Origin of the sequence: Bacillus sp. PDNC022, assembly GCF_016919285.1 — a bacterium.
Lineage (GTDB): Bacteria > Bacillota > Bacilli > Bacillales > Bacillaceae > Bacillus > Bacillus safensis.
In genome coordinates this window covers 1,597,307-1,615,321 of the sequence record NZ_CP070345.1, presented here as the reverse complement: position 1 = coordinate 1,615,321, position 18,015 = coordinate 1,597,307, and the positions used below count along the sequence as shown (strand labels likewise).

Genomic DNA, 18,015 nt, shown 5'->3' with positions numbered 1-18,015 from the left:
TATTTTTGGCGTAAAAGAAAAGTCCATATAGGACTAAATAGCTAATGAAGCTATTGCTTACTTTTAATATCGGATTATTTTTAACAATTTTAACATAAAATCAAGGAAAAATGGAATTAATTCCTGTTTTTTTCTTCATTTTTGCGTTTTCCACTACTAAAAAGAGTGGGTTGAATTCAAATTTTACCATAGTCTTCTCACTAAAACAAACTCATGTTGTCTTACGAACGCCACCAATTGATGAGAAAGATCAATTCAATCTAGCAAAAGGGAGTGCAAAACATGGTAGAAATTTATCAAGATTTTATTCCAGTTGGAAACGGAAACCGCCCAGGATACACCATGACACCGATGTATGTCACGGTGCATAACACAGCAAACACGTCAAAGGGGGCGGATGCGAAAAGTCATGCAGCATATGTGAAACGCCCAACGACAGCGGAAAGCTGGCACTTTACAGTGGATGATCATGAAATCTTTCAGCATCTGCCGTTAAATGAAAATGGCTGGCATGCAGGGGACGGACATGGAAATGGTAACCGAAAGTCGATCGGCATTGAAATTTGTGAAAATGAAGATGGGAATTTCCAGCAAGCGGTCAAACATGCGCAATGGCTCATCCAAAAGCTGTTAAAGGAACATAACATTCCACTAGCGAATGTGGTCACACATCAGCATTGGTCTGGAAAAGCATGTCCTCGCCTGCTTCTCGCTACATGGGATGAATTTAAAAAAGGAATTGAAACGGCAGGAGAACCGGAGACAGTCATCACGTATGTCGTCAAAAGCGGGGATACGTTAACGAGTATTGCTAAAGCTCATGACGTCACAGTACAAGATCTACAGAAGTGGAATAACATTAGCGACCCGAACAAGATTCAAATTGGACAGGTTCTCAAAATTTATCGAAATGATGGAAAAATGATGTATGAGCTGCCAGATGGGATTTTAAAGGTGACTTCGCCTTTAACGAAGGGAGAGCACGTACGCCTCGTCCAAAAAGCGCTTGCTGCTGTTTATTTTTATCCTGATAAATCGGCTGCAGATAAAGGCATCGATGGCGTTTACGGGGAAAAAACGGCAAATGCCGTAGCACGCTTTCAGCTGGTGAACGGCCTGACAAGTGATGGGGTATACGGCCCTAAAACGAAGGAAAAGCTGCTTAAACTGTTAAATCAGTGAGTGTTTCTGTTTGTATGATTGAATGGCTGTTTCACTTTTTTCAATTAATCGCTGAGTATATGGGGAAGGCTGATATTCGGCAAACTGAACATATCTCAGTTGTTTGATTTTCTTTTTCATTTTGGCACCTCAATTGTTGCAGCGTATGGTGTATTGTATGCAAGTCTATGTAAAAATGGAATCAGGACGCGGATTTCGTTCCGCGTCCTTTAGTGTAATCAAGCCTTTTTGTTTTTATACTCATCCAGAAGCTGTTCATTCTTTTTAAAAATTCGCTCAGTATGGGGGCTTACCTTATAATCGGCCATACTGATATGGCGTTTTTTCTTTAAAATCTTAAAAGGGTTTTTCTTGCGATTGTTGTTATCCCCTTGAAGTGCGTGGTCCATCTTCATCACCTTCCTCTTCGTCAGGCAAGATTAGGTCATAAATTGTTGTAAGTGATGTCATTAATAAATAGTCGAACTCCGTGACAATCTCATCGGAGGTAAGCTTAATGACAAAGTGAGCATCTGCTACAGAAAATGGGATGAGCACCAAATGACCGAAATCATCGTAATATACTTCCTGCCTGTCAAGCTTCGCCTGAATAAGAGCCCGCTGGTCAAGTGTCCGAAGCAGGTCGTCTTTTTGTTCCTGCATATCGTATGGACAAAGCACCGCTTGAATATTCATCTTGTCGGCAAAAGAATAAATCAGCCGCTCAATTCCCTCTATATATGCCTCTACACTTCCATAATATACATGGATCGGTTCATTTTTCAATAGGTATTGGTACGTTTTTAGTTTATTGAGGTAGGAATGAAGCAAATCGTTATTTTGTTCAAGGAGTTGATGGGTGTCGGTTTCCAGCTCATGATTTCCGAGTTTCTTTATATAGGAGCTGAGAAAGATGAAAGCATCGGTTAATGCGAAAAAAACGGCAATGATCAAGTAGTGCATCCAATCGGTGAAAATCGAAGAAGGGTCATTTGTCCAGTACACAACAGCACCTGCTACATAAATCCAATACCACGTTTTACGAATGGCAAACATCTTTTCTTTTACTTTTTGTTCAAAGCGCCATACTGCAAATACATACACAGCAAGAGCACCTAGCAATAACCATACGGTCAATTGAAAAAATAATAGCATGTTCTTCTCTCCCATAGACAGATGAATACTTGTTTATTTCTATGGATATGATTGGAAAACCTGCTTCATGAAAAAATGTCCTGCAGGTAAAAGGGGTTTGGGTGTGCAGACAAATAAAAAAAGACCTGTCAGACAGGTCTTTAAAATTAGAGAATCGCATTTAACACGAAGTATATAAGAGCTCCTAGAGTTCCTGAAATCGGTAATGTGATGACCCAGGTGACAAGCATACGTTTTGCCGTACCCCAGTTTACCCCTTTGACTCTGTGTGCAGAACCTACACCTAGAATAGAAGATGAGATAACGTGAGTGGTACTAACAGGTAAGTGAATAAACGTCGCACCGAAGATAATAGCTGCACCGGTTAAGTCAGCAGATACTCCGTTTACTGGACGAATTTTCATAATTTTACCGCCGACTGTTTTGATAATCTTCCAGCCGCCAATAGAAGTCCCTAGTCCCATTGCAAGCGCACAAGAGAATTGTACCCAGAAAGGAATGTCGTCTGTTGTATGCAAATTACCTGCAATTAAAGCCATCGTAATAATACCCATTGCTTTTTGCGCATCGTTTGTTCCATGGGTATACGATTGCAGTGCAGCCGTTAAAATTTGAACACGTCGGAATTGTTTATTTGTTTTTGCGAGATTGTTGTTTCTAAATATAATTTTGATAATGGTATACACGATATATCCCAATACGAAAGCTAGGATAGGTGAAAGCAAAAGTGCTTGAATGATTTTAATGAATCCCGAATAGTTTAAAGCGCCAAAACCGGCAGAGGCAATAACAGCTCCTGCAATTGATCCGATTAGTGCATGTGAAGAACTACTCGGAATCCCGTAATACCAAGTAAGCAAGTTCCATGTGATGGCGGCAATTAAAGCAGCCAAGATCACAACAGAGCCGTTTTGAAGTGTAAATGGATCTGCGATATCTTTTGTAATGGATTTTGCCACACCTGTAAATGTCATTGCTCCTAAGAAGTTCATGAACGCTGCCATGATAATCGCATGTCTAGGCTTTAATGCCTTCGTTGAAACTGAAGTCGCAATGGCATTTGCTGTATCGTGGAACCCGTTAATGAAATCAAAAGCAAGTGCACAAATGACAATAAGTATGGTAAGGATGAGTAATGTGTCCATGTTTAACTAACCCCGTTACGCATTCTTCATAATGATTGTTTCTAGATTGTTGGCAACACTTTGACAGGAATCAGCGATTTCTTCAAGTGTTTCGTAAATTTCTTTGTATTGAATCACTTTAATTGGATCTGTTTCTTTTCCAAACAAGTTCTTTAATGATTTACGATGAAGATTGTCACAATTATGTTCAATCTCTTTGATCTTGATTGCGTGCGGATGAATATCTTTCAAGCGATTTTCAGCTAGTAAATCAATTGTGATTAAAATTTCTTTCGCACACTCTCTGATGTAGTGGCTGAATTTGTCGATATGTTCGTCAGAGCTTGTGATTGAGTAAATTTCTAATGTTGCTGAAAAATGCTCAATTCCATCTAAAACATCATCGAGGCTATTCGTCAATTGAAGAATGTCTTCACGTTCAATCGGTGTAATAAAGGCTTTGTTCAGCTCTTTAATCATGGTATGAACATGATTATCACCTTTTGTCTCATATTCCTTCAATGTGTCAGAAAATTCTTTCAGAGTGGTTTGATTTGTTACTTTATAGCTAACAAAATACTCAGCAGTTTCATCTAAATTTTTAGCAATCTCCGTTAACAAGACGGAAAACTTGTCTTTTTTCCTTTTTAACATGTAAAAACCCTCCATTGTATAAATGAGACAATGCACACATCAAATAATTATATATTCTTTTGTCGAAAAAAAACAGGTGTAGTCGAAAATTTCTTCACTTTTTCTATTTGATCTTATTCTGACCTAAAGATGTGATCTCAACACACCTTTTTCGAAAAGGGGAAAAGCAGCAAAAAAAGCGGGCCATTTTTGGCACCGCTTATAGGCTAAGAAGCCGAATGAATCAGCTTAAACCTTTCACAAACAAGAAGCATATCCTCTTTGTAATCTAATCCGTATGATTGGAGTGCTTCTGTGAAAAATTCTTTATGTTCTCTATACCAATAGTCATAAGATAAATCGCCTTCACCTTCTGCTTGTGCAAATGATTCGGGGACTTCATTCATAGGCATGACATCTACTTGTGTGATTTCAATGATGGCTTTTGGCTCTTCCTGGCTGTCCAAAATGACCGCATATTGTCCAGGTTGTGGAAGCGGCTCCTGTTCCTTTTCATAAAACAGGTGTCCAGAACAAGTGGCTGTTTTTTTTCCTTGCTTTACAAGATCAAGCAAATGATCAGGATCTGAGCCGAATGCCCACGCCGAAACAAACGCGTCAGCAGGTGCTTTTTCTGATTTCTCTTTCCAATAGTCTTCCCAAAATAATCTGCTTTTATTGTTCACCGTTTTTCCCCCTCTTTGTTGTATTGATTATACCTTGAAGCCGAATCATTGGAAATACTGTGTCTTTATTCCTAATGATTGGATATGCCATATGTTTTGAAAAACAATGTTCAATTTGGGAAATGTAGGATGATAGGATGAAAATTTTTGAAATTTTAGAATAATCTATTGTATTCTGGTCAAGAAGTCGGTAAGGTCAAAGTAAGAATATGGAAGGGGTGTTGTTCATGAAACGCATTTCTCTAACTGTTTTGTCCATATGTCTGTTTGTTTTCTCGTTTTTTCTGCCAGTCAGCCATGTCAATGCGAACGAATCACATGGGAGTAAAGTAGCTGTTGGGAAAGATGGCATGGTGGCTACTGCTCACCCGCTGGCATCAGAAGTAGGTGCTGATGTATTGAAGAAAGGTGGAAACGCAGTGGATGCTGCTGTTGCCATCCAGTACGCACTGAATGTGACAGAGCCAATGATGTCTGGAATTGGCGGCGGTGGTTTTATGATGGTTTATGATGGAAAGACAAAAGAAACATCTATCATCAATAGTAGAGAAAGAGCACCACAAGGCGCAACACCTGACATGTTTTTAACAGATGAGGGAAAAGTCATCCCATTTGCTGAGCGGTCCACACACGGAAATGCGGTTGGTGTTCCAGGGACAGTAAAAGGCCTCGAGGTAGCATTAGATAAGTGGGGGACCCGTTCGATGAAGGAATTGATTGAGCCTTCCATTCAGCTTGCAGAGGATGGATTTGAAATCGATTCTGTTCTGGCACAAGCCATTGAAGATCATCAAGGAAAGCTGAAAAAAACGGCTGCAGCGCCAATCTTTCTTCCAGATGATCAGCCGCTCAAAGAAGGCGATCTGCTTGTACAGCCAGGTCTTGCAAAAACATTTAAGCTCATTGCGAAAAAAGGAAGCAAAGCATTTTATGAAGGAAAAGTAGCAAAGGCACTTGCAAATACAGTCCAAGATTTTGGCGGAACGATGACAACTGATGACATTGGTCATTATGAGGTCAAGACTGACAAGCCTATCTGGGGAGACTATAAAGGATACCAGCTTGCAAGTATGCCTCCACCAAGCTCGGGCGGAGTGTTCATGCTGCAAATACTCAAAATACTAGATCACTTCAATCTATCTCAATATGACCCCAAATCATTTGAAAAATATCAGCTGCTTGCTGAAACAATGCATCTCTCCTATGCTGACCGTGCTGCATATGCAGGCGACCCCGAATTCGTAGATGTTCCACTACAAGGACTACTAGACGATGATTACATTTCAAAAAGAGCCTCACTCATTCAATTAGATCAAATGAACAAAAACCCGAAAGAAGGAGATCCATGGGCGTATGAGGATGAAAAAAATCCATCCCCAATTGTCCCGCAGCCAGAAGATAAAACCATTGGCGAGACCACTCATTTTACAGTTGCTGATCAGTGGGGAAATGTCGTGTCATTCACAACAACCATTGAACAGTTATTTGGTACAGGAATTCTTGTTCCGGAATACGGCTTTTTCTTAAATAATGAATTAACAGATTTTGACGCAAGACCAGGTGGAGCAAATGAAGTCCAGCCAAATAAACGTCCATTATCCAGTATGACCCCAACCATCATATTCAAAGATAACGAGCCGGTCATGACTGTGGGCTCACCTGGAGGAACGACCATTATTGCTTCTGTTTCACAAACCATTCTGAATTTGCTTGAATACGACATGGAGCTTCAAGATGCGGTGGAAGAGCCGCGGATTTATACAAACAGTACAACTTCTTACCGTTACGAAGTAGGTGTTCCCCTTGATGTGAGAACGAAGCTAAATGATATGGGTCACCGTTTTGGCAGCTCACCTATTGATATAGGAAATGTGCAAGCTTTACTCATTGATCGAAAAGCAGGGACATTTACTGGAGTAGCTGACTCCTCAAGAAATGGAACCGCTGTTGGTGTCAATTTAAAGCTATCTGCCGATTAAGACCATTTCCCGGGAAAAGAAGCGCCCCTTCAAGATGGCGTTTCTTTTTTTGTTTAAATGAAAAAAACAGAGTTGACACCTGTGAATAGTTTGAATAATATATAGACTAACATCAATCATACATAGCTGATCGGACAACCGAAGGCTCTTGGCAATTTGAAGTACAGGACTGTGATGTATTTCAGATGGCTAAGGGTCTTTTTTGCGTATGAAACGGCAAGGTTGGTGTCACTATTATTTGATAACGGGGAGCGGGATAACATGAAAAAGTGGAAATGGGTCTGGGTCGTGACCATCATATTCGTCTTGGCTGTGACGAGTACTGCATGCTCAAACGCAAACGAAGCTTCAAAGCAAAAGGGAAAGGTTGAGCTGTTAAATGTTTCGTATGATCCTACACGTGAATTGTATCAGGAATACAATCAAGCCTTTCAGACGTATTGGAAAGACAAAACTGGTGAGGATGTCACGATCAAGCAGTCTCACGGTGGATCAGGAAAGCAGGGAAGATCGATTATTGATGGACTCGAGGCAGATGTGGCAACACTGGCTTTAGGGTATGACATTGATGCGATTGCAGATCGCGGACTGCTTTCGAAAGATTGGCAAAAAGAATTTCCAAATCAGTCAACACCATATACATCGACCATTGTGTTTCTTGTGAAGAAAGGGAATCCCAAAAATATTAAAGATTGGGATGACTTGATCCGGCCAGGTGTTTCCATCATTACGCCGAATCCGAAAACGTCCGGCGGTGCGAGATGGAATTACTTAGCTGCATGGGCCTATGCAGATAAAACATTTCACGGGAATGAAGAAAAAACAAAGGATTTTGTCAAAAAGCTATATGAACATGTCGAAGTCCTTGATTCAGGTGCACGCGGAGCAACAACGACCTTTGTTGAACGCGGTCTTGGGGATGTGTTAATTGCATGGGAAAATGAAGCCTATTTAACGCAGCACGAACTAGGCAAAGACAAATTTGAGATTGTCACCCCATCGATTAGTATTCTAGCGGAGCCGCCAGTTGCGGTCGTTGATCAAAATGTGAAACGTAAAGGAACAGAGAAAGTGGCGAAGGCTTATTTAGATTATTTATATTCTAAAAAAGGGCAGGAAATTGCCGCGAAAAACTATTATCGCCCTAGAAATCAAGAAGTTTTAAATAAATATAAAGACCAGTTTAAAAAGATTGATATGGTGACGATTGATCAAGCGTTTGGCGGGTGGAGAAAGGCGCAGAAAAGATTTTTTGATGATGGCGGCTTATTTGATCAAATATACAGCGGACAAAAATAGGGGGCGATGTGATGAAGAAAGCACATGCAGCCGCCAATAAAAGAAAACGTATATTGCCTGGATTTGGACTGAGCCTTGGGGTGACGCTCGTTTATGTGAGTGCGATTGTCGTCATTCCTTTATCCATGGTATTTATTTGGACGGCTTCATTAGGAGCAGAGGGGATTTGGAAAGTTTTTACCGATGCAAGAGTATTGAAGTCGCTTCAGCTGACCGTGACGACTTCCTTTACAGCTGCTCTCATCAATGCAGGGTTTGGTGTACTGATTGCCTGGGTTCTCGCCAGGTACACATTCCCTGGAAAGAAAATCTTAGATGCCCTCATTGATTTGCCTTTTGCTCTCCCAACAGCTGTTGCGGGTATTGCCCTGACCACCCTTTATTCTCCTAATGGATGGATTGGTCAATTTCTGCATATCAAGGTGGCGTACACGCCGATTGGGATTATTTTGGCACTGATTTTTATTGGCATTCCATTCGTTATCCGAACCGTTCAGCCTGTCATAGAAGGGCTGCAGCAGGAAGTAGAAGAGGCTGCGGCGATTCTTGGTGCGACAAGGAGACAGACCTTTTTTCACGTACTGCTGCCTGCCTTGTTTCCTGCGGTGATGACTGGATTTTCACTTGCGTTTGCAAGAGCACTAGGTGAATATGGCTCTGTTGTGTTTATTGCTGGAAATATTCCGTTTAAAACAGAAATTACACCGCTGATGATCATGTCCAAACTTGAACAGTATGATTATCATGGTGCCGCAGCAATTGCATGCTTGATGCTGCTTCTTTCGTTTTTCATCCTCTTATTGATTCACGGCATTCAGTGGTATGTTGAGCGGAAAAAACAAGTATACGTGAGGTGAAACCATTGGAGAGAGAGCTTAGTCAACAGCACCATGTTCAGTATAAAAGTCCTGTAACCGAATCTAAAGCGGTGAAAATCCTATTCATTACGGTAGTGTATGCTTTTTTGATTTTATTTTTACTCATACCGCTGATCGCCGTTTTTTCAAAGGCATTTGAGAAAGGGTGGAGTTCATACCTTCTGGCCATCTCACATCCGGATACACTAGCGGCGATCAAATTGACCGTTTTCATTGTCGTCGTCACCTTACCGCTTCAAATGATCTTTGGGGTTAGTGCTGCATGGCTTATCACAAAATTTAACTTCCGCGGAAAACGTTTGTTAACGACTGTGATTGATCTTCCGTTTGCCGTTTCGCCTGTGATTGCTGGACTTGTATTTGTGCTTTTATTTGGTTCAAACGGGCTTTTAGGGCCTTGGCTTATGGCGAATGGATGGAAAGTCATTTATTCTGTACCAGGCATGATCCTAGCCACCATATTCGTTACATTTCCGTTTATTGCTAGAGAGTTAATCCCGTTTATGCAGCATGAAGGCATTCATGAGGAAGAAGCATCGCTCACACTTGGTGCAAACGGATGGAAGACTTTTTTCTTTGTGACACTGCCAAATATCAAATGGGCTCTTTTTTACGGTGTCATTTTAGCCGGGGCAAGAGCGATTGGTGAATTTGGTGCCGTGTCGGTTGTATCAGGTCATATTCGAGGGATGACCAATACGATGCCGCTTCATATCGAAATTTTATACAATGAGTATCAATTTCAAGCCGCTTTTGCTGTGGCGTCTCTCATGGCGTTTGTGGCAGTCATTACTTTAATCATTAAGCAAATCATTCAGCAGAGGGATCACCGGCTTGGCAAGCGGTCAACATAAATGGAGGGATCGGCCTTGGGGATTATAGCAAAACAAATTTCAAAACAATTTGGTCAGACAAAGGTTTTGCAAAACGTGGATTTATCGATAAGAAATGGTGAATTGATTTCTTTATTAGGACCATCTGGTTCTGGGAAAACGACGTTATTAAGAATCATTGCAGGTCTTGATTACGCCAATTACGGGCAGATTTTATTCGGAGATCAGGATTACACACACATTCCAGTACGAAAACGGCAGATCGGTTTTGTGTTTCAGCAATATGCGCTTTTTCGAAATATGACTGTTTTTGATAATGTGGCATACGGGCTGAAAATGAAACCTAGAGGAGAAAGACTGCCTAAAAAAGACATCAAAGAGCGGGTACACGAGCTTTTAGAGGTTGTTCAGCTTACGCAGTATGAGCAGCGGTATCCAGATCAGCTGTCAGGCGGTCAAAAGCAGCGTGTAGCATTGGCGCGCGCACTTGCCGTTCAGCCAAAGGCACTCCTCTTAGATGAACCATTTGGTGCACTTGATACAAAGGTGAGGAAAGAATTAAGGCATTGGCTGAAAAAAGTTCATCGTGACTTTCAAATGACCACCATTTTTGTGACACATGATCAAGAAGAAGCATTCGATATTGCTGATCGTGTCGTAGTGATGAATGAAGGAAGAATCGAAAAAATTGGCACAAAGGAAGAAATGGCAGTACAGACTGACAATCTATTTGTATCTGAATTTTTAGATATAGGAAGCCACATTTAACAAGAAGTATAGAAGGTTAGAAGGAAAAGACGCGGTGATCACTGCGTCTTTTTTTATAAAAATTTCCCTAGGAACATTGACTTATAATTTCGAATATTATAATATCTTTACAAAGGTAACAGTATTGAACATTTTTCAGAACACATAATTGTAAGCGCTTTATAAAAGGTTCTATTCTAAAATGTTCTTTCTTTTTGTTACATGTGTTCATATTTATACCAAATGAAAGGGGTGGTTGTTTGAACAGCTTGTTTGAGTTAGATGAACAACTGATTAAGCTACAGTTCGAAGCATCTTCGAGAGAGGAGGTGACCACATATTTAGCAGGGCGGTTAGAAGCTGGAGGGTACATTAAATCGAGCTTTTTACCAGCAGTGCTTGAAAGAGAAAAAACATATCCTACAGGTCTCCCGCTTGCAACTTTTGGGGTAGCGATTCCGCATACAGATCCTGAGCATGTGAACAAACCGGCGATTAGTGTGGCTACTTTAAAGGAACCTGTCGTGTTTCATAAGATGGGGAGCCCCGATGAAACAGTGCAAGCCCAAATTGTGTTTGTCCTAGCAATCTCTGAGCCTAGCAAACAGCTTGTGATGCTGGAGAAGCTGATGACACTTTTTAGAAAAGAAGAAGTGATGACAAAGCTCTCACACATGACATCTTATGAAGAAGCGGTTGACGTGCTTCAGCAAGAACTAAACCAATAGCTATTCACGAAAATATGTAAGCGCTTTATCTGAAAAATTCAGGAGGTGGATGTATGATCAAGCAAGCCGTCGATTTTATATTAGACCTTGGACCAACTATTATGCTCCCGATTATTATGACGCTTTTCGGTATGATTTTAAGGCAGGGCTTTAAGAAATCCTTCAGGGCCGGTATTACGATCGGAATTGGATTTGTCGGTGTCAATCTTGTCATTAATTTGCTCGTGAGCGGTCTTGGGCCAGCAGCGAAAGCCATGGTTAATTCCCTTGGGCTAAAGCTCGATATTTTGGATGTTGGATGGCCGATTGGAGCTGCCATATCCTTTGGTACACCCGTTGCCCCGCTCATGATTCCTCTTGTGCTTTTATTAAATGTCATCTTATTGTCCGTGAACTTTACGAAAACGCTGAATGTGGATATTTGGAACTTCTGGCATTTGATTTTCGCAGCCTCTGTTACTTACTACGCTTATCATAATATGTTCTTGGCTCTTGCTGTTGGCTTGATCGTTTCTGCGATCACGCTTAAATTGGCCGATTGGACAGCGCCGACAATCGAACACCATTTTGGATTAAAAGGGGTATCGATGGCTCATGCTGAAACGGTCAACTTTGCACCGCTGATGTATGCGTCCAACCGCATCATTGATAAGATCCCTGGTTTAAACAAAATTCATGCTGATCCAGAAACATTGAAGAAACGCTTTGGCATCTTTGGCGAACCGCTTGTGATGGGTCTCATACTTGGTATCATTATTGGTCTTCTTGGCGGCTATGATGCAAAAGGCGTGATGACGCTCGGTATTCAAATGGCGGCAGTTCTTGTCTTAATGCCAAGAATGGTTGCGTTATTAATGGAGGGACTCATTCCAATCTCTGAGGGCGCTCGTTCTTATATTCAAAAGCGTTTCCCAGGAAAAAATGTCTATATTGGTTTAGATACAGCGATTGTTATTGGTCATCCAGCGAATATGGCGGTAGCCCTTTTAATGGTGCCGATTACGATTTTACTCGCTGTTGTTCTGCCTTACAATGGCATGCTCCCGTTTGCTGACTTATCGGTTCTGCCATTTACAGTTGTCTGGGCAGTAGCTGCCGCTCGTGGAAACATTATTCGCGGTCTTATTAACAGTATTTTTACATTAATGATTGTCTTCTTTATCGCAACGAACCTTGCACCGCTTGCGACAACAATGGGGAAAGCAGTCGGCTTTGATTTCCCAGAAGGGGCAAACATGATTTCAGGTATTGATCTTGGTTCTCACGTCATTCCTTGGATCATGGTGAGACTTCTTGATCCGAGCAACCCTTACTTTATTGCAGCGATTATCTGTGCTCTGGCTTATGCGCTTCTATGGTACTGGGTGCGAAATGATATTAAAAAGCAATATGCGAAAGAAATGGGCTTAGATCAGAAAGACCAATAAATGAGCTGGAGGGATTCTAATGGCGAAGAAAATATTAGTATCATGCGGAACGGCAGTTGCAACATCAACGGTTGTGGCTAAAAAGGTAGAAGAGACGTTAAAGGAAAAAGGATATGATGTCGTCGTGGAACAGTGTAAGGCATCTGAAGTCCCGCAAAAAGCGGAAGGCGCCGATTTAATTGTGACGACAACGCCTGTAAGTGATACAAAAGGGACACCTGTGATTCAAACATTATCCTTTTTAACTGGATTTGGTATTGAAGATGATATCGAGAAAATCATCGATCATATCAAGTAGAAGACTATTGCAAGGAGGAGCTTTCGAGCTCCTTCTAGTGATCTGAAAGGAGGAAGTCTCATGCAGCATCATGCTTATAGCCGAACGTCTGCAGTGTTGTCTATTTTTCTTCCGGCTGTGCTCATCTGTCTGTTTTTTCTCTGGTCTCTTTATACGCTATGGTCAGCAGGACCTGAGCCGTTAGCTGTGTTAGGCGTTTATACACTGCCGATTCTCATGCTGTCTAGTATCACAGGACTGAACCAGCCGACAAACGTCATCATTAGTGAAGATCAACTGAAGATAGGGGCTTTTGGCAGATGGCACACGTATGCAGTTTCTGATATTAAAGGAAAGCTATTTTTAAAGCCTTATCCTCATATCGGGAAAGTCTATGTCAGGGTGGGGCCGGCTCGTATATTCGGAGGGCGCTACTGGATATCAAGTGAGATGAGTGAGTACAAGCAGCTTGTTCAAACGTTACGGGATTTTGCGAAGGGTGATGAAAAGGAGGATGCTGCTACATGAAATCAGCTGTCTTTTATTCTTCAGAGGACATTCGGTATGAGGAGCGGAACCGGCCAGTCATCGGTGATGATGATGTTCTGTTAAAGCTGCGAGCCTGCGGCTTATGCGGAACGGATATTTACAAAGCAACGCATGAGACAGTACCTCCTGGGACAGTGCTGGGGCATGAAATCGCTGGTGATATTGTCGAGACTGGCAAGCGCGTGACAAATGTCCAAACGGGAGACAGGGTTTATGTGGCGCACCATGTGCCTTGTTTCACCTGTGACTTTTGTCAAAAGGGATTTTATACGATGTGTCCGCAGTTTACAGCCACAAATGTAGAGCCAGGCGGGTTTTCAGAATATATCCGTGTACCTGCTTTGCATGTCAAGCACACGATGGGCAAGCTCCCAAAAGACGTATCGTATGAGCAAGGGGCGATGGTAGAACCGGTTGCCTGCTGCCTGCACGGGTTTGAACGAGCCCCTGTTCATCCAGGTGATTCCGTCTTGATCCTTGGAGCGGGGCAAATTGGCTGTATTCAATTGCAGCTTGCCAAATATTACTTAGCTGGAAAAGTGATGATAACAGATGTGAATGAGAATAGGCTGCTGCAAGCGAGAAGTTTAGGTGCAGATGCCGCTTTTCATCCAGCCGCTGAGCCAGTGGAAAACCGGGTGATGAAAGAAACAAATGGAAAGGGAGCAGATCTCGTCATTATTTCTGTTGGGAGCAGTGCGCTTTTAAAAGAGGCGTTTCAAGCTGTAGCGCGAGGCGGGACGATTTTGGTGTTTGCCCATTTTCCAAAGGGCGATGTGGCTGTTCCTGCTGAACGATTTTTCAATGATGAAGTGAAGGTAGTAGGAGCCTATTCCTCTCATCCATATCACTATCGTGAAGCCCTTGAGCTTCTGAAAGCAAAAGTGGTCAACACTGAAAAGATGGTGACGCATCGTTATCCGTTAAGCCAGCTGCTTCAGGCGATAGAATGTGCGAGGCATCCTGAGGGTGAGAGCGTTAAAATCATGATGTATCCAGATGAATGAATGTATGAGATTGAAAGAGAAAGAGAAGTTCTTTGGAAAAGGGCTTTGCCTTTCTCTTTTTTTCTGACAAAAGATGAAAACGCTTAAAAATGAGAGAGAAATGCTTGACTTCGATGACACTTAAACGTATGATGATTACAAATGTAACATGTAAGAACAAATGTAAAGGGGAGAGAAGAAATGCAAAAACAAATCACTTTGCCTGAACAAATTAGTCATGAGAAATTAGCAGATTTATATAAACAAATGTGGTTAGTGAGATATTTTGATGAAAAGGTCGATCAATTCTTTGCAAAAGGACTTATCCATGGCACCACTCATTTATGTGTTGGACAGGAAGCATCAGCTGTTGGATCGATTGCTGTATTAAAAGATAAAGATAAGATCGTCAGCACACACAGGGGACACGGGCACTGTATTGCAAAAGGGGCCGAGGTCAATAAAATGATGGCTGAATTGTTTGGACGTGAAACCGGCTATTGTAAAGGAAAAGGCGGCTCCATGCATATCGCGGACTTAGAAAAAGGAAATCTTGGGGCAAATGGAATCGTTGGCGGCGGTATCCCGCTGGCAACAGGTGCAGCGCTCACATCTAAAATGAAGCAGGAAGGCTTTGTTGTTCTTTGTTTCTTCGGAGATGGCGCCACAAATGAAGGCAGCTTCCATGAAGCTTTAAACCTTGCATCCATTTGGGATTTACCGGTTGTGTTTATTTGTGAAAACAACCAGTACGGCATGTCTGGCCCTGTGAAAGAAATGATCAATATTGAAGACATTTCAACAAGAGCAGAAAGCTACGGAATGCCAGGAAAAACGGTTGATGGGAATGACATGGTCGAAATTATGAACACAGTAGATGAAGCAGTCAGCCGTGCGAGAGCGGGAGATGGCCCATCACTTATTGAAATGAAAACGTACCGCTGGAAGGGTCACTCTAAGAGTGATGCGAAAAAATACCGTACACGTGAAGAAGAGACAGAGTGGAGACAAAAAGACGGAATCAAACGCTTTAAGTCTCTCTTGATTGAACTGAATGTTTTGACAGAAGAGCAGGCAGCAAGCTTACAGGAAGAAGCAAAGCAGGAAATTGAAGCGTCTGTAGAATTCGCCAAAAACAGTAAAGAACCGTCAATTGACACACTATTAGAGGATGTATACGCCTAATTAGGAGGGGAATCACGTGACAAAAACAACAGTGAGAGAGATTTCATATTTAGAAGCCGTTCGAGAGGCTATGAGTCAGGAAATGAGAGAAAACCAGGATGTCTTCATTTTAGGTGAAGATATCGGCGTATATGGAGGTGCTTTTGGGGTCACGCGCGGCATGATTGAAGAATTCGGTCCAGAGCGCGTTCGCAATACACCTATCTCAGAGGCTGCCATCGCAGGTGGGGCAGTCGGAGCGGCTTTAACTGGTATGCGTCCGATTTTAGAACTTCAATTCTCTGACTTTATAACAATCGCAATGGATCAGCTTGTGAACCAAGCAGCCAAAACACGATACATGTTTGGCGGAAAAGGAAAGGTGCCGCTTGTCGTGAGAACACCAGCAGGATCAGGAACGGGTGCAGCGGCGCAGCACTCACAAAGCTTAGAAGCGTGGATGGCCCATATTCCAGGACTCAAGGTGGTTCAGCCTTCAACAGCCTATGATGCAAAAGGACTTTTAAAAGCCGCGATGGATGATGACAACCCTGTCATTTTCTACGAGCACAAGCTTCTATATAAAACAATTGGTGAAGTGCCTGAAGAGCAATATTCCATTCCTCTAGGAAAAGCAGATGTGAAAAGAAACGGGAAAGACGTCACGATTGTAGCAACAGCGATTATGGTACACAAAGCGTTAGAAGCGGCGAAGGAACTAGAAGCAGAGGGAATCGATGTTGAAATCATTGACCCAAGAACACTTGTCCCATTAGATGAAGAAACGATTATCGAATCTGTGAAGAAAACAGGTAAATGTATCGTCGTTCATGAAGCCGTAAAACGAGGCGGCTATGGCGGAGAGATTGCAAGTATGATAGCGGAAAGTGAAGCCTTTGACTACTTAGATACTCCAATTAAACGACTTGGCGGTCTTGCGGTCCCAATACCATACAACCCGACGCTGGAAAAAGCGGTCATTCCACAAGTGCCAGATATTATTGAAGCAGCAAAAGAGCTTGTGCGCTCTTAAGTAAAGGGGAGAAGATCATGCCAAAAGAGATATTTATGCCGAAGCTGAGCAGTACGATGGAAGTCGGCACCTTGCTTCAATGGTTTAAAGAAGAAGGAGATTCGGTTGAAATCGGCGAGCCTCTTTTTGAAATTATGACAGACAAGATCAATATTGAGGTGGAAGCCTATGATGATGGTATTTTTCTAAAGAAATATTATGAAGCCGATGATCAAATTCCAGTCAATGCTGTCATTGGATACATCGGAGAAGCAAATGAACAGGTGCCAAGTGAACCGCCAGCACAATCAGATGAAGATTCATCAGGCAGCAGCGAATCGTCTTCATCAGACGCGGGTTCATCCAGTTCTAGTGAAAGTGAAGCCCCAAAAACACCTAATGAAAAAGTACGTGCCACACCTGCTGCGAGAAAAACGGCAAAGGATCATCATGTAGCGATTCATGAGGTATCTGGCACAGGACCTAAAGGCAGAGTTCAAAAACGGGACGTCGAGGCGGCCGTCCACTCTAGTGAGAAAGATCAGCGCGTGTCACCGCTTGCAGAAAAAGTGGCTGCTCGTGAAGGAATCGATTTAGCGAATGTTGCTGGATCTGGTGCACACGGAAAAATTATGAAGAGTGATGTAACGGCAGCAGCTGCACAAACAGCAGAAACTTCTCCAGTGAAAACACAAAAACTAGCTGGCATGAGAAAAGTGATTGCTGATCGTATGTCACAAAGTGCCTTTACAGCACCGCACGTGACATTAACAAGTGAAATCGATATGACAAAAGCGAAAGAAGTACGCAAACAGCTATTGCCAGCGATTGAAAAAGAGACAGGCAACAGACTGTCGTTCACAGAAATTATCATTCATGCGGTCAGCAACGTACTCACGCGCCACCCGCATATTAATATGACGTTTGAACAAAATGAGCTCCATTTCCATGATGATGTGCACATTGGTCTCGCTGTCGCTGTAAAAGATGGCTTAATGGTTCCAGTCATTTCTCATGCGAACCAAAAAGGGTTAAAACAGCTGACAAAAGAGGCGAAAGAAATCGGCCGAAACGCACGTGACCAAAAACTGCTGCCAGACCAGCTGAAAGGGTCCACTTTTACGATTAGTAACTTAGGTATGTATGCCATTGATACCTTTACCCCGATTATTAATCAGCCGGAAGTGGCGATCTTAGGGGTTGGGCGCATTCAAGAAAAACCTGTTGTGGTAGATGGAGAAATTCAGGTGCGGCCGATGATGGGTGTTAGTTTATCGTTTGATCACCGAGTGGTAGATGGCGCACCAGCGGCTGCCTTTTTAACAGACCTTAAAAAAGTGCTTGAACAACCATTTGAATTGCTAATGTAGGAGATGA

20 protein-coding genes are annotated in these 18,015 nt (G+C 42.3%); 14 read left to right on the top strand and 6 right to left on the bottom strand.

What is annotated here, in order from left to right:
• The first annotated feature begins 282 nt into the window (after positions 1-282).
• Positions 283-1,182: an N-acetylmuramoyl-L-alanine amidase gene (locus JVX94_RS08430; RefSeq protein WP_205185231.1), complete on the top strand. Its 900-nt coding sequence runs from the start codon at positions 283-285 to the stop codon at positions 1,180-1,182.
• On the opposite strand, the gene JVX94_RS08425 is transcribed toward JVX94_RS08430, so the two are convergent.
• The 6 genes from JVX94_RS08425 to JVX94_RS08400 all read right to left on the bottom strand — a co-directional run bounded on the left by JVX94_RS08425 (position 1,171) and on the right by JVX94_RS08400 (position 4,759).
• The gene (locus JVX94_RS08425; protein ID WP_141211629.1) at positions 1,171-1,302 is read right to left on the bottom strand and encodes a type II toxin-antitoxin system SpoIISB family antitoxin; all 132 of its coding nucleotides are present in this window, start codon (positions 1,300-1,302) and stop codon (positions 1,171-1,173) included. The two genes, JVX94_RS08430 and JVX94_RS08425, sit on opposite strands and share 12 nt — an antisense overlap.
• Before the next feature lie 98 nt (positions 1,303-1,400).
• Positions 1,401-1,571, bottom strand: a complete 171-nt coding sequence (locus JVX94_RS08420) for a type II toxin-antitoxin system SpoIISB family antitoxin (RefSeq protein WP_008358858.1) — start codon at positions 1,569-1,571, stop codon at positions 1,401-1,403.
• Positions 1,546-2,316: a type II toxin-antitoxin system SpoIISA family toxin gene (locus tag JVX94_RS08415; RefSeq protein ID WP_024424960.1), complete on the bottom strand. Its 771-nt coding sequence runs from the start codon at positions 2,314-2,316 to the stop codon at positions 1,546-1,548. Before JVX94_RS08415 ends, JVX94_RS08420 begins: the two co-directional genes overlap by 26 nt.
• A 146-nt stretch (positions 2,317-2,462) precedes the next feature.
• Positions 2,463-3,461, bottom strand: a complete 999-nt coding sequence (locus tag JVX94_RS08410; RefSeq protein WP_017359158.1) for an inorganic phosphate transporter — start codon at positions 3,459-3,461, stop codon at positions 2,463-2,465.
• Positions 3,462-3,476: 15 nt separating this feature from the next.
• Complete coding sequence (locus JVX94_RS08405) at positions 3,477-4,094, bottom strand: DUF47 domain-containing protein (RefSeq protein ID WP_024426775.1); 618 nt, start codon at positions 4,092-4,094, stop codon at positions 3,477-3,479.
• A 206-nt stretch (positions 4,095-4,300) separates the two neighbouring features.
• Entirely contained in the window at positions 4,301-4,759 is a 459-nt protein-coding gene (locus tag JVX94_RS08400) for an ASCH domain-containing protein (protein WP_144485049.1), read from the bottom strand.
• Positions 4,760-4,986: 227 nt separating this feature from the next.
• On the opposite strand from JVX94_RS08400, the gene ggt reads away from it, so the two are divergent.
• The 13 genes from ggt (at position 4,987) to JVX94_RS08335 (ending at position 18,008) form a co-directional block, all read left to right on the top strand.
• The gene (ggt, locus tag JVX94_RS08395) at positions 4,987-6,738 is read left to right on the top strand and encodes a gamma-glutamyltransferase (protein WP_205185229.1); all 1,752 of its coding nucleotides are present in this window, start codon (positions 4,987-4,989) and stop codon (positions 6,736-6,738) included.
• A 261-nt stretch (positions 6,739-6,999) separates the two neighbouring features.
• Positions 7,000-8,037 (top strand): sulfate ABC transporter substrate-binding protein, encoded by a 1,038-nt coding sequence (locus JVX94_RS08390; RefSeq protein ID WP_103132235.1) that lies wholly within the window; start codon positions 7,000-7,002, stop codon positions 8,035-8,037.
• A gap of 11 nt (positions 8,038-8,048) precedes the next feature.
• Positions 8,049-8,894 (top strand): sulfate ABC transporter permease subunit CysT, encoded by an 846-nt coding sequence (gene cysT / locus JVX94_RS08385; protein ID WP_111291258.1) that lies wholly within the window; start codon positions 8,049-8,051, stop codon positions 8,892-8,894.
• 5 nt (positions 8,895-8,899) lie between these two features.
• Positions 8,900-9,769 (top strand): sulfate ABC transporter permease subunit CysW, encoded by an 870-nt coding sequence (gene cysW / locus JVX94_RS08380; RefSeq protein ID WP_144485053.1) that lies wholly within the window; start codon positions 8,900-8,902, stop codon positions 9,767-9,769.
• Positions 9,770-9,784: 15 nt separating this feature from the next.
• Positions 9,785-10,516 carry a sulfate/molybdate ABC transporter ATP-binding protein gene (locus tag JVX94_RS08375; RefSeq protein WP_205185227.1) on the top strand — a complete coding sequence of 244 codons (732 nt, stop codon included), beginning with the start codon at positions 9,785-9,787 and terminating at the stop codon, positions 10,514-10,516.
• 239 nt (positions 10,517-10,755) lie between these two features.
• Positions 10,756-11,223, top strand: coding sequence for a PTS sugar transporter subunit IIA (locus JVX94_RS08370; RefSeq protein ID WP_205185224.1), 468 nt, complete (start codon positions 10,756-10,758; stop codon positions 11,221-11,223).
• A gap of 53 nt (positions 11,224-11,276) precedes the next feature.
• The gene (locus tag JVX94_RS08365) at positions 11,277-12,650 is read left to right on the top strand and encodes a PTS galactitol transporter subunit IIC (RefSeq protein WP_095408274.1); all 1,374 of its coding nucleotides are present in this window, start codon (positions 11,277-11,279) and stop codon (positions 12,648-12,650) included.
• A gap of 19 nt (positions 12,651-12,669) precedes the next feature.
• Positions 12,670-12,948, top strand: a complete 279-nt coding sequence (locus JVX94_RS08360) for a PTS sugar transporter subunit IIB (protein ID WP_003212259.1) — start codon at positions 12,670-12,672, stop codon at positions 12,946-12,948.
• Between the two features lie 60 nt (positions 12,949-13,008).
• A complete protein-coding gene (locus JVX94_RS08355) occupies positions 13,009-13,455 on the top strand; it encodes a hypothetical protein (protein ID WP_205185222.1) in 447 nt (148 codons plus the stop codon).
• On the top strand, positions 13,452-14,483 hold the full coding sequence (locus tag JVX94_RS08350; protein WP_205185219.1) for an alcohol dehydrogenase catalytic domain-containing protein: 1,032 nt from the start codon (positions 13,452-13,454) through the stop codon (positions 14,481-14,483). The genes JVX94_RS08355 and JVX94_RS08350 overlap by 4 nt, the downstream gene beginning before the upstream one ends.
• A 180-nt stretch (positions 14,484-14,663) precedes the next feature.
• Positions 14,664-15,647 carry a pyruvate dehydrogenase (acetyl-transferring) E1 component subunit alpha gene (gene pdhA, locus JVX94_RS08345; protein WP_144485057.1) on the top strand — a complete coding sequence of 328 codons (984 nt, stop codon included), beginning with the start codon at positions 14,664-14,666 and terminating at the stop codon, positions 15,645-15,647.
• Positions 15,648-15,678: 31 nt separating this feature from the next.
• Positions 15,679-16,659 (top strand): alpha-ketoacid dehydrogenase subunit beta, encoded by a 981-nt coding sequence (locus tag JVX94_RS08340; RefSeq protein ID WP_205185529.1) that lies wholly within the window; start codon positions 15,679-15,681, stop codon positions 16,657-16,659.
• 17 nt (positions 16,660-16,676) lie between these two features.
• On the top strand, positions 16,677-18,008 hold the full coding sequence (locus tag JVX94_RS08335; RefSeq protein WP_205185216.1) for a dihydrolipoamide acetyltransferase family protein: 1,332 nt from the start codon (positions 16,677-16,679) through the stop codon (positions 18,006-18,008).
• Positions 18,009-18,015: the final 7 nt, after the last annotated feature.